This window comes from Nonomuraea sp. B19D2, assembly GCF_040137845.1.
GTDB lineage: Bacteria > Actinomycetota > Actinomycetes > Streptosporangiales > Streptosporangiaceae > Nonomuraea.
Genome location: NZ_JBEFAK010000013.1, coordinates 231018 through 244458, shown reverse-complemented (window position 1 = coordinate 244458; position 13441 = coordinate 231018). Strand labels below are relative to the sequence as shown.

Sequence of the window (13441 nt, the reverse complement as noted above, 5' to 3'; positions counted from 1 at the left end):
GACTGCGCCCGACCCGATGGGGATCCTTCAGCCAACCAGGGCTTCCGCCTGTGGCCGCCGCGGGTCATACGCTGCCCAACCTGGGTCGCCGTGGGTCGCGAAGGCGACCCAGGCGCCGTGCACGCGGGCTGCGAGCCCGGCAGGCGCCGGGTCGGGACCGAGCAGACCGGCGTCGCCGTGCAGCCACGGTTCATCGGCGATGTCGAAGACGAAGGGCAGCTCGACCGTGTGGGTGGCACCCAGCCGCCCTCCCAAAGCCGTCGAGCGGTAGCCGAACGAGTAGGCGTGGGTGCGGCCACCAGACAGCCGGGCGTGGGCCTCGGTCATCCGCGCGGTGCCGGCCAGGAAGAGGTCTTCGCCCAGCACCGCGGAGCGCAGCACGCCCGGGGTCGCCCCCGGCCGGGCCGCCCGATGGGCGGTGACGACGGCGGCGGGGTCCGCGTCGACCTTCGCCGCGACGGCGAGCAGATCGTCGTCCGTCGAAGATTCCAGCTTGCCCTGCGGTACCAGGTAGAGGTGGCCCTCCTCGGTGTTGGTGCCGATGAGCAGGTCGATCTCTCCCGCCGGCCCCTCCGCCAGGGTGTCGGCCGGCTGCACGGGCAGGACCAGGGAGAACGGGCTCAGCTCGACGAGGGGGTCCGTGGCCGTCGCGGTCCGCAGGTCGATCCCCGCGAGATCCGGCAGGATCTCGAGGAACCTGTCGTCCGGGATCTCGGCGAAGGCCTCCGCGGTGGGCGGCACGCCCAGCGACCGCGCGGCCACGGCCGTGACCCGTTGCGCCTGCTCGGGGGTGAAGGCGCCGGTACCGCTGCCGCTCTGGACGATCGCGCGCCGGAACAGCCCCTTGGCCTCCGGCGTCGCCAGCAGGGCTCCGATGATGGTGGCTCCCGCGGACTGGCCGAACAGCGTGACGTTCCCGGGATCGCCACCGAACCCGGCAATCGTGTCCCGCACCCAGCCGAGCGCGGCGAGGACGTCGAGCAGTCCGCGGTTGGCGGGGGCACCCTTCAGGTCGAGGAAGCCGGGGATGCCGACGCGGTAGTTCACCGTCACCAGCACCACGCCGTCGCGGGCGAACGCCCGGCCGTCGTAGAGCGCGGCGCGGGTGGAGCCGGTGACGAACCCGCCGCCGTGCACGAAGACCATGACCGGCCGCTTCCCGCCGTCGGTGTCGGGAGTCCGGACGTCGACGGTCAGGTACTCCTCGCCGCGCACCCAGCCCGGGCCGAAGTAGGGGATCATGTCGAGCCGCCCGAAGTCGCGGGTCGGCTGCGGCGCGGTCGGCGACGGCGAGGTGGCGTCCCGGACACCGAACCAGCCCGGGTGGGACACCGGGGGCGCGAATCGGCCGGCGCCCGTGAGGGCCGCCGCATACGGGACGGCGCGGTCGAGCTCGCCGAAGCGGTCACGAACACCGCGCACGACGCCCGCCGGGGTCTCGACGATCGGATCTGCCTGCTGGGACACGGGAAACGCTTCCTCTCTCGGGCTGTTGCGGAGCAGAGCGACGAAGGGGTGGAGCCGACCGTCCCCAACCGGGCTCAAGCGATGCGGGAGAAGCCCGCCCACTCCTTGATGGCGAACTTCGACCCGTCACGCTCGACCACGGCACCGCCCTGGCCGCCGAGGTGAGCTGGGAAGACCAGCGTGTTGTCCTCGGCCGCGCGGCCGAGGAGCTTGTGGCGGGTCGCCCGGGCCCCGGCCGGGTCCTCGCAGAAGCAGGAGTTCGTCTCCGGCTCGAGGAGCTGCAGCGGGTTGTGCCAGATCGCCGACGAACAGGGCGCAGTCGCCGCGCGACTCCAGGGTCAGCACGGACGACCCGGGGTGTGGCCGGGCGCGAGATCCAGCCGGAGGTTCCGGTCGATCCGGTACGAGCCGTCCCACAGGTGGGTCAGCCCCGGCCTCGTGCACCGGGGCGACGCTGTCCTCGAAGACGTTCTGGTTGCCGCGACCCAGCAGCGGTTCGTGGTTGTTGGCCGGGCTCCAGAAGTCGAAGTCCTGCCGCGTCATCAGGTACGTGGCGTTCGGGAAGGTCGGCACCCAGGTCCGGCCGTCGAGGTAGGTGTTCCAGCCCACGTGGTCGATGTGCAGGTGGGTGTTGATGACGACGTCGACGTCATCAGGCCGGACTCCGGCGGCGGCGAGGTTGTCCAGGAAGTTCGTGTCCAGCCGGCTCCAGACGGGCGCGTAGGGGCGGTCCTTGTGATTGCCGACCCCGGTGTCGACGATGATGGTGCGGCCTTCGCTGCGCAGCAGCCAGGTCTGGATGGCCGAGACGCATTCGCCGGTGCCGGAGTCCAGGAAGTCCGGGGCAAGCCAGCTCTGGTGTTCGTCCCAGGCGTCGTCGGGGCTCCCGGGGAAGAAGTCCGCGGGCCCATCTCGACCGAGCCGTAGTACTCCTTGACACGGGTGACGGTGACGTCGCCCAGTTCGATCTGATCCATGCTCACTCCTTGTGAGTCGCGGGCCGCCGCCCTGACCAGGCCGAGCCTGATCGTGTCCGCGCACGCCAACCAGCCCCGCGTTGTCCTATCCCTCGGAGGGTCTGGCTGGGCGGTGCCGCGGACGTGGATAGTGGAGTGATGAACGGACCAGGCCCGCTCGGCGATTTCCTGCGAGCACGGCGGGCCAGGCTGCGCCCGGAAGACGTGGGTCTCCGCGACCTCGGGCCGCGCCGGCGGGTGGCGGGGCTGCGCCGGGAGGAGCTGGCGCAGCTGGCGGGGGTCAGCGTGTCCTACTACACCCGGCTCGAACAGGGACTGTCCCATGGCGCGTCGGCGGAGGTGCTCGAGGCGATCGCCGGCGCTCTGCTGCTCGACGACCACGAGCGGAACCACCTGGAACGCCTCGCCGGGGCTTCCCGCCGCGTACCGCGGGCGCGAAGGCCCCGGCCCGAGAAGGTCACCGACGAGACGCGAGACCTGCTGCGCTCCTTCGACGGCGTCCCGGTGCTCGTCCTCGGCCGGCGCACGGACGTGCTGGCGTGGAACCCACTCGCGCACGTCCTGCTCGCCGGCCACGTGGACCCGCTGAGCCCGGAGGACGGCGCGCGCCGGCCGAACATGAGCCGGATGCTGTTCCTGGACCCGCACTGCCGGGAGCTCTACGGGGACTGGCGGCGCAAGGCGCGTGCCGTCGTGGGCAATCTGAGGATCGCCGTCGGCCGTCATCCGGAGGACCGTCAGCTCGCCGAGTTGATCGGTGTCGGCACGTCCAGTCGTACTTACCTCAGTACTCCCAGGAGTACGCCGACAATCGGCGAGTTGACGATGAAGAGCCCGGAATTCGTGGCGTTGAGGGGTGACCATCGGGTGACACCGTGCGACGCCGCCACCTACGAGCTGCGCCATCCGGTCGTCGGCACAGTGACCGTCACCCAACAAACCCTCGTGCTCGCGCGTTCGCCGGGGCAGTCCGTCGTGGTGTGCACGACGCCCGCTGGGTCACCGTCGGAAGCGGCACTGGCCCTGCTGCGGCAGGCGAGTGCGGCGGACCGCTCCACCGCCGCCCGGTGATCACCTTGTAGCCCGGCTGCCGTCGCTGTGCCGGCAGGACGATCTCGTGGTGTCCCACCGCGTCGAGGCCGGGGGGAGCGGGCGACGATGATCTTCCAGGCGATCGGCTCGAAATCCCCGCGGAAGTGCACCGAGCTCGTCACCACGAGGAGCCGCTGGTCCTCCGGGACGATGCCGACCATCCGGAACAGGTTGCGGTCGAACACCTGGGAGCGCCCGGTCGTCACCGCCACCCGCACGGACCCGGAGCGCAGGCATGTGGCGGGCCCGAGGTCGACCCCGGTGCCGTGCGGTATCGGCCCGTCGAAGCGGCGGCGTCCGTCCGACAGCGCCTCGACGACGAACCGACCCCGCACTGGTTCGTCCCCCGGGCACCGCGGGATCACCTCCGATCCGGAGGTCCGGACGAGCAGGCCGCGGCTTACCGGGCCGTCGGCCTGCCAACCGAGTTCGCCGCTGCCCTCGCGACCGTCGAGGACAGGATCCGGCGCGGGCGCGAAGACCGCGTCAGCACGACGGTGCTCGACCTGACCGGCCGGCCGCCCCGCACCTTCGCGATTCGTCTCGGAGCACGCGAACGAGTGGCGCGCGAAATGACCACCGGGCTGGGTGCCCGTTGCCTCAGGCCGGCAAGGGAAGCCGCTTGGTCGGCTTGGTCACCTGGTTGCGCGGGCCCGCGACGATCGTGACAGTCCGAGCATCCCCAGCATCATCGGCAGGGCCGAACGCGGGACGAGTAGGGGCGCGAGCCCGGCGATGCCCGTGGCGCCCCAGGCCTGGCGTCACGCCTCGTCATGGTGGATCCCTTTCCTTCTTGACACGGACATCGTTCTCACCGCGACGTGCCCGACAGCGCCGGGGCGTGCGGACCGCCCGCCTCCGTCGCCGGTCGGCGGCCGCGGATCCAGCGGACCAGGCCGAGGAGGACCGACCGCAGCGCCTCGGCCCGACGGCTGGACGGGACGAACATCTGCTGCTTGAGCCGCGCGGTGCGCTGGTGCTTGGTGATGAACGGCCGCAGCCCGGCCTCCCAAGCGTCCAGAGCGGCGGCGAGGTCGTCGGGGTGCTCCCGCAGGGCCACGCCCAGCGCGGCGCCGCCGCGCAGCGAGGACGTGGCACCCATGCCCGAGTAGAGGTTCATGCACCACGCCGCGTCCCCCACCAGCACGACCCGCCCCTTGCTCCACCGCGGCATCCGTACCTGGTGCACCGAGTCGAACAGGTGGTCCGGGGCCTGCTCCAGGGAGTCCAGGACGTGCCGCACCACGGGATCGTCCATGCCCGAGAAGACCGAGCGCAGCCGATCGACCCGCGACCCGCTGAACTGGTCCTGGATGTCCGACGTCCGGTAGGTCAGCAGCGCGGTGGGCGCGTGGTCAGCGAGCCCGAACACCCACACCGCCCGCTTCGCACGCGCGATGATGATGCTGTCACTCGCCTCGTAGGAGGGCGCCTGCTCCTTCAGCTGGAAGGCGCAGATCATCGCGTTCCAGGTGGTCAGGTAGTCCTCGTTCGGACCGAACACGATCCGGCGCACGCTCGAGCGCATCCCGTCCGCGCCGACGACCAGGTCGAAGCTCTCGCGGGACTGCGCACCGGTGCCGGCGTTCTCGAGCAGGACCTGGACTTCGGCAGGCCCCTCGGTGATCGCGACCGGAGTGGTCACTGCCACGGCTCGCCGGCGGCCGCGGCTCCGCTCTCCACAACGTCCCGGTCGAGGAGCACCTCGATGGTGCGGACGTTGCGTTCGAAGTATCCGGCGTCGGTGTAGGCCCGCGTCAGCGTCGCTGGGGTGATCTTGGCGTAGTACTGGGTGGACTGCGGGGAGCGGTGCCCGAGCCAGGCCTGCAGCTCGAACAGCGTCATCGGCTCCTTGGCGTTGTAGAGCTGGCTGGCGATGGTGGAGCGGGCCCGGTGGCTGGTGATGTTCCCGCGGACGTCGGCAGCCGGAACGCCGGCCTTGCGGCAGAGCATGGGGATGACGGTGTTGTTGATGTAGGCGGAGGAGACACGGCGGGCCCGAAAGGCGAACAGCAGGTTCAACCGCTGTTCGGTGCGGAGGTCGACGAACAGCGGCTGGTCGGGGCGGACGGCCTGCCAGGCGTCGATGGTCTGGCCGAGAATCGGGTCGACGGGCTTGGCGAATGAGGTTCCGGTCTTGTGGGTGGGAACGTCCAGGAGGCAGACCGCGTCGCGGGCCAGGACCTGGTCGGAGTCGCCGGGGATCGGGGCCTCCCGGTGCTGCCAGCGGATGCATCCCAGGCGCAGCCGGGCGATCTCGTCACTGCGCAGCCCGCTGAACAACCAGGTCACGGTGATCGCGCGGACGAGCTCGATCGGATAGAAGTGCCCCGATCCGGTCTGCGGCAGGTCTTCCTGATCGAGGTTCAGGCCCGCCCATAACAGCTTGGCCCAAATCTCGTCAGCGATCACGCGGGGATTCGGGCCGAGCAGCGCGGCGATGCTGCGCGGGGTCGCCAGTGCGCGTTGCGGGTCGAAGCGGCGGCGCAGCCATTCCCATTCCTGGCAGTCGGTGAAGAACCGGCGCAGTGCGGCGAGTTGCCCCTCCTTGCTGCTGGCTTCCAGCGGCTTGCCGATACGGTCTTTGAGGCCGACGGTGCGCTGGACGTAGTCACCGACGTTCATCCGGTCGAGCGCGGCGACCCAGGCCACGCAGGTCTGCCGGGTCCAGTCCGCCGGGTCGGCGGCATCGGGGTGTTCGGCCTGGAGCCAGCGGCCGACTTTGAGCAGGTTGGAGCGAACGCCGCTGCGAGTTCGGGGTGTCAACGTCGAGGTGGCGTGCCAGCGGTCGACCCACCGTTCCCATTCTGGTGCGCCGCCGGTGGCCCGGGCCGAGTGACGGCCGGTGCCCTGCCGGGGCGGATCGCAGAATCCCAGCGCGCTCACCGCCCGTTGCAGGGCGTGCAGGGTATTCATCTGTGCACCCGGCAGCAGACGCTCGCCCCGGACACGATCGAACAGCTCGGTGGTCAACTCGTCGATGTGAGGGCTGCGGTTGAGCAGGAACAGCCGGCAGGCCACCATCGGCAGCAACGGGTCGTCGTCGCGGCCGAGCCGGTAACCCCACTCGGCCAGGACGGCCCGAACCTGGGCGAGCTCGTCACTCAACCGGTCACGTCCAAAGATTGTCGAGCGGAACTGGCTGGTCAACTGCTCGAAGGTCGTTAAGGCCCATTCCCTCGGCTGGCGCGACAGGCCGGGTGGTCGTGCAGGGCGGCGTGGCGGAACTGGTGGATCGGCCCGACCGCACGCAGCAATCCGAGTCGGTTGGGCGTCGTCAAGGAAGTCCATGAGCCGCCAGGGCAGCCGCCGTGCCACGGCCAGCCAGGCGGTCGCGAAGGTGCACGCCAGCCACGCATGATGGCCTCCGACCACGACCCCAGACCCGATCATGATCAGGAACCCGATCACGAACCAGGGCACGAGCCATTCCACGAGCAACACAAGGCCAGCCAATGTGCCCTACGTTCCTGACAAGATCATAAGTATCTGACCTGCGGGAAGAGCCAAAACCTAAGATAACGATGGCGTCCTCAACTCAAGAACTGTTGCTCACCCTAGTAGCCATTTCCAACTGAGAGTGATGATGCGGGGATGATCGAGAGACGCTCGGCTGGCCGGCCGGGACCGGTGATCACCGCGGCGTACACCGCGTGCCCGCCGCCGACGTCCCGGCCCACAGCGAGGTCAGGCTCGACGGGGATCATGTGACGCTGGAGGTCAGATCCTCCACCATGGTCTGCGGCTCAGAGGTCCCCTACCGGGGGTCTTCGATGAAAGGACGTAGTCTCCAGTCGCGTTCGTCATCATCCGGTCTCAGGGGAGCAACTACGTTCCGCTGATAGTCACGCAGGTTTCGCGGACACCGGATCTCCTTGCCGGGCAACGTAAAAGTCTTCACCAGCCTGCCGGTACGGGCCTCGTAGACGGTGTAGGCGTATTTCGCGTCGACTGCCGGTATCGAGAACGGGCGGATCGCTTCAGGGCTGGGAGTCCCGATGATCTGGGAGACCCGGTAGTCGCAGAGGGTGACGCGCTTACCCACCGATTTCAAGTGCTCGCAGACCACGAGCTGGATCTGGGCGCGGTATGCCTTGTGCCGGGCGACGTCGCTGAGGCTGGGCTCCTGCAGCTGCCATTTCCCCTCGCAGCAAAGGCTGGGTGTCGCCGTACTCGGCCTGGACCTGCCCGTCGAGCAATTTCACTCTGTCCCCCACCGCCAGGTGCGGTCCCGGTCCGGCATACGGCGCCGCGTCCGTGGCCCACGGCCGGGGCCAGGGCCGGCCGGGCCTCATGGCACATGGCTGCGCATCCACCGGAGAGACGCGCAAGCGTGATCGCCTCAGCTCTTCCCGTTGGTGATCTCTTTCTTCCAGCGCGACGGGGATCCCCACGGCAAGGATGGCCGCAGCGAAGATGAGAGCCACGATCCAACCCGACCTCATGGCACTCGCATCAGACGGCCCGCGGTCACGTCGTTGACGTAGTCAAAGGCCCGGAATCGTCACAACAGGCGGGTGGTGATGGCGGCGACCCGCGTTCCGGCGGCGCGACCGCTGAGCGCCCCCGGGCGAGCCCGCGGGCGTGCTCGAACGTCGCGGCCGGCGAGGACGGGCGGTTCGCGGTCAGTGGCGGCTCCGCCCGTCCGTGCGGATAGGACGACTCCCCCATGGGGCGTCCTGACCACCCTCCAGTGTTGTTCAGGGCTCATCGGGGGCCGACTACGTGCCTTACGTGCCTGACAACTCCAGATGCCCGCTGACCTGCTCAGACGGCCCCGGAACTCCAGATAACGGCTGAAGACGCTGTGGCGGATGCTGTACGAGACGGCGGCCAGAGCGGCCGAGATCCTCGCGCTCAATGTCGAAGATCTCGACCTGGAGCACCGCCGCGCCCCCGTCCGTTCCAAGGGCGGCGCCATCGAGTGGGTGTACTGGGACAGCGGCACCGCTCACCTGCTGCCCCGGCTGCTCCGCCTCCCGGACGGCAGCACGCACACGCACGGGCCGCTGTTCCTGTCCGAACGCCGACCCGTTCTGGCCCGCCGCCCGGCGGCCGCCGACATCTGCCCGCACACCGGCCGCGCCCGCCTCGGCTACGACCGCGCCCGCGTCCTGCTGGACAAGCACGCCGGTCTCGACCTGCACCAGCTGCGCCACAGCGCCGCCACCCACCTCGGCGAGGCCGAGGTACCGCTGCAGCTCATGGGCAAGACCCGGCACAAGAACCCCCGCACCGCCATGCGCTACGTCAAACCCGGCGCCGAAGCCATCGCCAGGGTCACCGAGGTCCTGGCACCCCGCCGCCGTACTCACTGATCAGCGATCTCTCAGGTAGGGCAGGACACTGCCCCTTTCTCTCGTACTTGGTACTGGCCTCCGTCCAGACGAGCCGCGACCGCCTGGCCGTGGCGGTGCGGGAGCGGTGCCGGAGCAGGGGCCGGCGGTGGAGCCCGGGCCCGCGGGGGGTACGGACGGAGCCCCGCCTCTTGACCTTCGGCGCCTTGCCGGTGGTCAGACCTGGCCGATCCCGCCGTCGACGGGCAGGTCGATGCCGGTGACGAAGCTCGAGTCCGCGGAGGCCAGGAAGAGCGCCGCGGTGGCGATCTCGTGCTCGTCACCGAGGCGGCCGACGGGCACCCGCGAGGCAATCTGCTCCTTGAACCCCGGCGGGAGGTCCGCGAACGCGGCGGTGTCGATCGCGGCGGGGCTGAGGACGTTGACCCGGATTCCGCGCTGCTTCAAGTCGGTGGTCCAGGTCCGGGCGAACGACCGCAGCGCCGCCTTGCTCGCGGCGTAGACGGTCGTTCCCGGATCGCCCTTGTCTGCGGCGCCCGACCCGATGAGCACGATCGAGGCGCCGTCGGACAGCAATGGCAGCAGTTTCTGCACGGTGAAGAACGTCCCGCGCACGTTCACCCCGAACACGGCGTCGAACGACTGCTCGGTCACGTCGCCGATGTGCTCGTTCCACGTCCAGACGCCGGCGCTGGCGATGAGCACGTCCACCCGGCCCGCTTCGACCGCCACGACCTCGGCCAGGCGGGCCGCGTCGGAGATCTGGCCGACGTCGCCGAGCACGCCGGTCACGCCGTGGCCGATGGCGGCCACCGCCGCGTCCAGCCGGTCCTGGCGGCGGCCGGTGATGACCACGTGCGCGCCCTCCTGGACGAACAGCTTCGCCGTCGCCAGTGCCAGCCCAGAGGTTGCGCCGGTGATCACCGCGACCTTCCCGCCGAGCTTCGCCATGTCGCTCTCCTTGTCTTGAAAAATGAGCATGCTCTCATTTTTTGGGTGCTGCTCACTGTAGCGAAGATGAGAGCACCCTCAAAGTTGAGACGTATCGCACTTTGCTACGGTGACCTCATGCCTGCCACGGGGAACCCGCTGCCCGCTCGCCGGGATGCCCGCCGCAACCGCGAGCGGCTGCTCGAGTGCGCCCGGCGCGCGTTCGCCGGGCAGGGCGCGCAGGCCGCCCTCGACGGCATCGCGCGCGAGGCGGGCCTGGTGGTCGGCACCCTCTACCGGCACTTCCCGACGCGCCTGGACCTGCTGTGCGCGGTGCTCGAGCCGAAGCTGCGCCACGTGATCGAGGAGGTGGAGGCCGCGCTCGGCCTGGAGGAGCCGTGGCAGGCCTTCCGCGGCCTGCTCGAAGTCCTGTGTACGGCCCAGGCCGGGGACCGGGCGTTCGCAGACTTCCTGGCGCGGCGCTTCCCCGGCGACGACCGCACCGAGACCGCGCACAGCGAGATCTGCGCGCTCGCGCAACGGGTGCTGGGGCGGGCGCAGGCGTCCGGCGTCGTCCGCCCGGACGTCACCGGCGCCGACCTCTTCCTGCTGTTGTGGGCGAGCAGCACGGTAGCCGAGGCCACCCGGCACGCCGCCCCGTCCCTGTGGCGGCGCCACGTTCACCTGGCGCTGGACGGGTTCCGGGCGCCGGACCGGCTCGACCTGGGAGAACCCGCGTGGGACGCGGACCGGCTCTGCCGCGCGATCGCCACCGGGCCATCATGGCAGCCATGACGAAGCTTGTGATCGCGGTTCCGCTGGTCTTCCTTCTGGCCGTGCTCGGGTGGAGCGCGCGAACGCCTGCGTGAGCAGGTGGCCAAGCTCAAGGAAACTCCGCAAGGAAGACCAGGACGAGCTGTCCCGGCTACGCGCCGACATCAACGCCCTCGTCCGCGTCGTCAACCAGTCGACTCTGGATAACCGGCAACTATACGGTGGCGACTCAAACTGATCACGGTTGACCGCTGACCGTACGTACGCCTACCGGCCGAAAGGGGTGCCAAGATCGGGTCATGGCCGTTCTGGCCGCATCTCGGCTGGATACCCGATGTGGAACGAAATCCGGCGTCAACGGGGGTTTCCACTGGTCAGTGAGTCTTTGTTGGCTCCCGCTTACGGAGGAGGCTTGCGCCGGATTCCGATCGATCTCACAGCGTGACTTCGATCTACGTGTCGCGTGCGGCGAGCCGGGCGAGCGCGGCGGCGCTGGGGCTGCCCGGTCGCGCGGTGTAGATCACCATCCGCAGATCGGTGCCGGGCAGCAGCAGAGTCTGGCAGTCCAGCTCCAGGGCGCCCAGCTCGGGGTGGTGCAGGTGCTTGCGCAGCGTCGGTACGGGGCGTACCTCGTGGTTGCGCCAGCTGGCGGCGAAGTCGGGGCTGTGCGCGGCGAACTCGTTGACCAGCTCGCCAAGTACGCGTTCGGCCGGGTACCGGGCGCTGGCCGCGCGCAACTGGGCGGCGGTCTGCCGGGCGTATTCGCCCTGCGAGCCGTCGGCGGCCGAGCAGAGGGTGCCGTTCAGCCGGATGGACAGCCGCACGGCGTTGCGTTCCCCAGCGGGTAGCGACCCGAAGTCGATGATCAGGTCGGCTGCCGCGTTGTTCCAGGCCACAATGTCCTGGCGTTCGTCGGTGAGGTAGGCGGGCACCGGCCCGAGCCGGTCCAGCAGCTCGCGGGCGAAGGCGGGCACCGGCGCCCGGCCGGTCTCCGGGGCGGGCAGGGCCTGCCCGGCCAGCCGCGCCAGGTGCTCGCGCTCGGCGTCGGTGAGCCGCAGTGCCGTGCCCAGCGCGGCTATGACCTGCGGGGACGGATGCGGAGCGCGGGCCTGCTCAAGTCGTTCGTAGTAGCTGGTGGAGACCCCGGCCAGCGTGGCCACCTCTTCGCGGCGCAGGCCGGGAGTACGGCGGGCGCGGCGGCCTGGCGGGTGGACGGCCGTGGCCGGCAGTTGGTCCGGGCGCAGCGCCTCCCGCCGGCGACGGAGAAAGTCGGCCAGTTCAGCTCTGCTCACCCGTCCAGGCTGCCACAGTGGCGGCCGCCTTAGCCACGGACCAGGGGTCCGGGGCTTACCCGTCCGTTCCGCGGCGCCCGGATCCGCGGCCAGGCTGGCATGACCACATTTCACGGGACACCGGAGGACGAACATGCCACGCACTCCTGAGGAGACGATCCGCCGACTGCTGGATCTGCTGCTGGCCAAGGACATGGATGCCATCGCCGATCTGTGGGCGGAGCAGGGCACCGGCGAGTTCCCGTTCGCTGCGGGAGACGCGCCGCGGCGGCTGGCGGGGCGGGATGCCGTCCGTGACTATCTGGCCGGATATCCGGAACGGATGGACGTACGGGAGATACCTGTAGTGACCGTGCATCACACGCAACGACCGGACACCATCGTGGTGGAGTTCACCGCGCACGGGTACACGGTGCGCACCGGCGAGCCCTACCGCATGGACTACATCTCCGTGATCACGGTCCATGATGGCCTGATCACGCACTACAGGGACTACTGGAGCCCGCTGGCCGCCGCCTCGGCGACCGGGACGCTGCCCGAGCTGCTCGGCTCGCTGCGCTCGGGGGCCGCCCGATGAGCGGCGTGCTGGTCACCGGCGGCACCGGGAAGACCGGCAGCGTGCTGGCGGAGCTGCTGCGGGGCAACGGCGTACCGATCCGGGTGGCCGCTCGCAACCCATCTGCCGGGGATCCTGACGCGGTCCGGTTCGACTGGAACGACCCGGGCACGCATCGGGCCGCGCTGCACGCGATGGACCGCGTCTATCTGGTGCCTCCAGTGAACGCCGTGAATCCGATACCGCTGGTCGAGCCGTTCCTGGACGAGGCGGAGCGGCTCGGCGTGCGCCGCGTGGTGCTCCTCGGCTCCGCCATCGTGCTGCCGAACGCCCCCGGCGCGCTTGAGCTGGCCGCACGGGTACGGACCCGGCCCGGGTGGGTCGTGCTGCGCGCGTCCGGGTTCATGCAGAACTTCCTGCGCCCGCATCCGCTGGGCGAGCGGCTCCGGCGGCACGGCGAGATCCACACCGCCGCCGGTGGCGGCCGGCTGGGCTGGATCGACGCGCGCGACATCGCGGCCGCCGCCTCCGCCCTGCTGACCAACCCCGATGACGGGTCCAGCGAGAGGCCCAGTGAAGGGCAGGGTGAGTGGCCCAGTGAGAGGCGGGGTGAGTGGCTCAGTGATGGGCCGGGCGACCGGCGCGACTACCTGCTCACCGGGCCGAAAGCGTTGAGCTACCGGGACGCGGCGGCGATCATCACCGCCCGCACCGGCAGGCCGATTCAGGTGCTGCCCGTCGAAACCGACGAGCTGGCGGCCGGCTACCGGGCCGCCGGCATGCCGGCCGAATTCGCCGCCGCCCTTGCCGCCGTGGACGCCGGCCTCAGCGCCGGCCGGGACGACCTGGTCAGCACCGCGGTGCTGGACCTGACCGGCCGCCCGCCCCGCTCCTTCGACGAGTTCGTCCAGGACCACGCGTCCGAGTGGGCGAACGGCGTGGCGCCCTAGCCCGATTCTTCGCAGGTAGGTGAATGCTGTCGCTGGCTGATCGTCTGGATCATGATTACAACATCAGCCAGCGTGGCCGGGTGGGATCGACGTTCAGCAACTCCAG

At 70.2% G+C, this 13441-nt stretch carries 12 protein-coding genes and 1 pseudogene; 5 read left to right on the top strand and 8 right to left on the bottom strand.

What is annotated here, in order from left to right; translation table 11 throughout:
* Positions 1-27: 27 nt before the first annotated feature.
* Positions 28-1467 carry a carboxylesterase/lipase family protein gene (locus tag ABN273_RS24970; protein WP_349451409.1) on the bottom strand — a complete coding sequence of 480 codons (1440 nt, stop codon included), beginning with the start codon at positions 1465-1467 and terminating at the stop codon, positions 28-30.
* A gap of 126 nt (positions 1468-1593) precedes the next feature.
* Positions 1594-2508: an MBL fold metallo-hydrolase gene (locus ABN273_RS24965; protein WP_349451408.1), complete on the bottom strand. Its 915-nt coding sequence runs from the start codon at positions 2506-2508 to the stop codon at positions 1594-1596.
* A 74-nt stretch (positions 2509-2582) separates the two neighbouring features.
* Between ABN273_RS24965 and ABN273_RS24960 the strand changes: the two genes are divergently transcribed.
* Complete coding sequence (locus tag ABN273_RS24960) at positions 2583-3515, top strand: helix-turn-helix domain-containing protein (RefSeq protein ID WP_349451407.1); 933 nt, start codon at positions 2583-2585, stop codon at positions 3513-3515.
* Between the two features lie 83 nt (positions 3516-3598).
* Here ABN273_RS24960 and ABN273_RS59600 read toward each other — a convergent pair.
* The 4 genes and pseudogenes from ABN273_RS59600 to ABN273_RS24945 all read right to left on the bottom strand — a co-directional run.
* A pseudogene (locus tag ABN273_RS59600) lies at positions 3599-3871 on the bottom strand (MlrC C-terminal domain-containing protein); the annotation flags it as partial.
* A 476-nt stretch (positions 3872-4347) separates the two neighbouring features.
* Positions 4348-5181, bottom strand: a complete 834-nt coding sequence (locus tag ABN273_RS24955; protein ID WP_349451406.1) for an FAD-dependent monooxygenase — start codon at positions 5179-5181, stop codon at positions 4348-4350.
* Positions 5178-6644: a tyrosine-type recombinase/integrase gene (locus ABN273_RS24950; RefSeq protein WP_349451405.1), complete on the bottom strand. Its 1467-nt coding sequence runs from the start codon at positions 6642-6644 to the stop codon at positions 5178-5180. The genes ABN273_RS24955 and ABN273_RS24950 overlap by 4 nt, the downstream gene beginning before the upstream one ends.
* A gap of 649 nt (positions 6645-7293) precedes the next feature.
* A complete protein-coding gene (locus ABN273_RS24945) occupies positions 7294-7605 on the bottom strand; it encodes a hypothetical protein (protein WP_349451404.1) in 312 nt (103 codons plus the stop codon).
* 727 nt (positions 7606-8332) lie between these two features.
* Between ABN273_RS24945 and ABN273_RS24940 the strand changes: the two genes are divergently transcribed.
* On the top strand, positions 8333-8854 hold the full coding sequence (locus ABN273_RS24940; protein WP_349451444.1) for a tyrosine-type recombinase/integrase: 522 nt from the start codon (positions 8333-8335) through the stop codon (positions 8852-8854).
* Between the two features lie 195 nt (positions 8855-9049).
* Here ABN273_RS24940 and ABN273_RS24935 read toward each other — a convergent pair whose 3' ends face one another.
* Positions 9050-9814 carry an SDR family oxidoreductase gene (locus ABN273_RS24935; protein WP_349451403.1) on the bottom strand — a complete coding sequence of 255 codons (765 nt, stop codon included), beginning with the start codon at positions 9812-9814 and terminating at the stop codon, positions 9050-9052.
* Between the two features lie 87 nt (positions 9815-9901).
* Between ABN273_RS24935 and ABN273_RS24930 the strand changes: the two genes are divergently transcribed.
* A complete protein-coding gene (locus ABN273_RS24930) occupies positions 9902-10558 on the top strand; it encodes a TetR/AcrR family transcriptional regulator (RefSeq protein ID WP_349451402.1) in 657 nt (218 codons plus the stop codon).
* Between the two features lie 431 nt (positions 10559-10989).
* Here ABN273_RS24930 and ABN273_RS24925 read toward each other — a convergent pair whose 3' ends face one another.
* Complete coding sequence (locus ABN273_RS24925) at positions 10990-11829, bottom strand: helix-turn-helix transcriptional regulator (protein WP_349451401.1); 840 nt, start codon at positions 11827-11829, stop codon at positions 10990-10992.
* Positions 11830-11962: 133 nt separating this feature from the next.
* On the opposite strand from ABN273_RS24925, the gene ABN273_RS24920 reads away from it, so the two are divergent.
* A complete protein-coding gene (locus ABN273_RS24920; protein ID WP_349451400.1) occupies positions 11963-12406 on the top strand; it encodes a nuclear transport factor 2 family protein in 444 nt (147 codons plus the stop codon).
* Positions 12403-13335, top strand: coding sequence for an NAD(P)H-binding protein (locus ABN273_RS24915; RefSeq protein WP_349451399.1), 933 nt, complete (start codon positions 12403-12405; stop codon positions 13333-13335). Before ABN273_RS24920 ends, ABN273_RS24915 begins: the two co-directional genes overlap by 4 nt.
* The last annotated feature ends 106 nt before the right edge of the window (positions 13336-13441 follow it).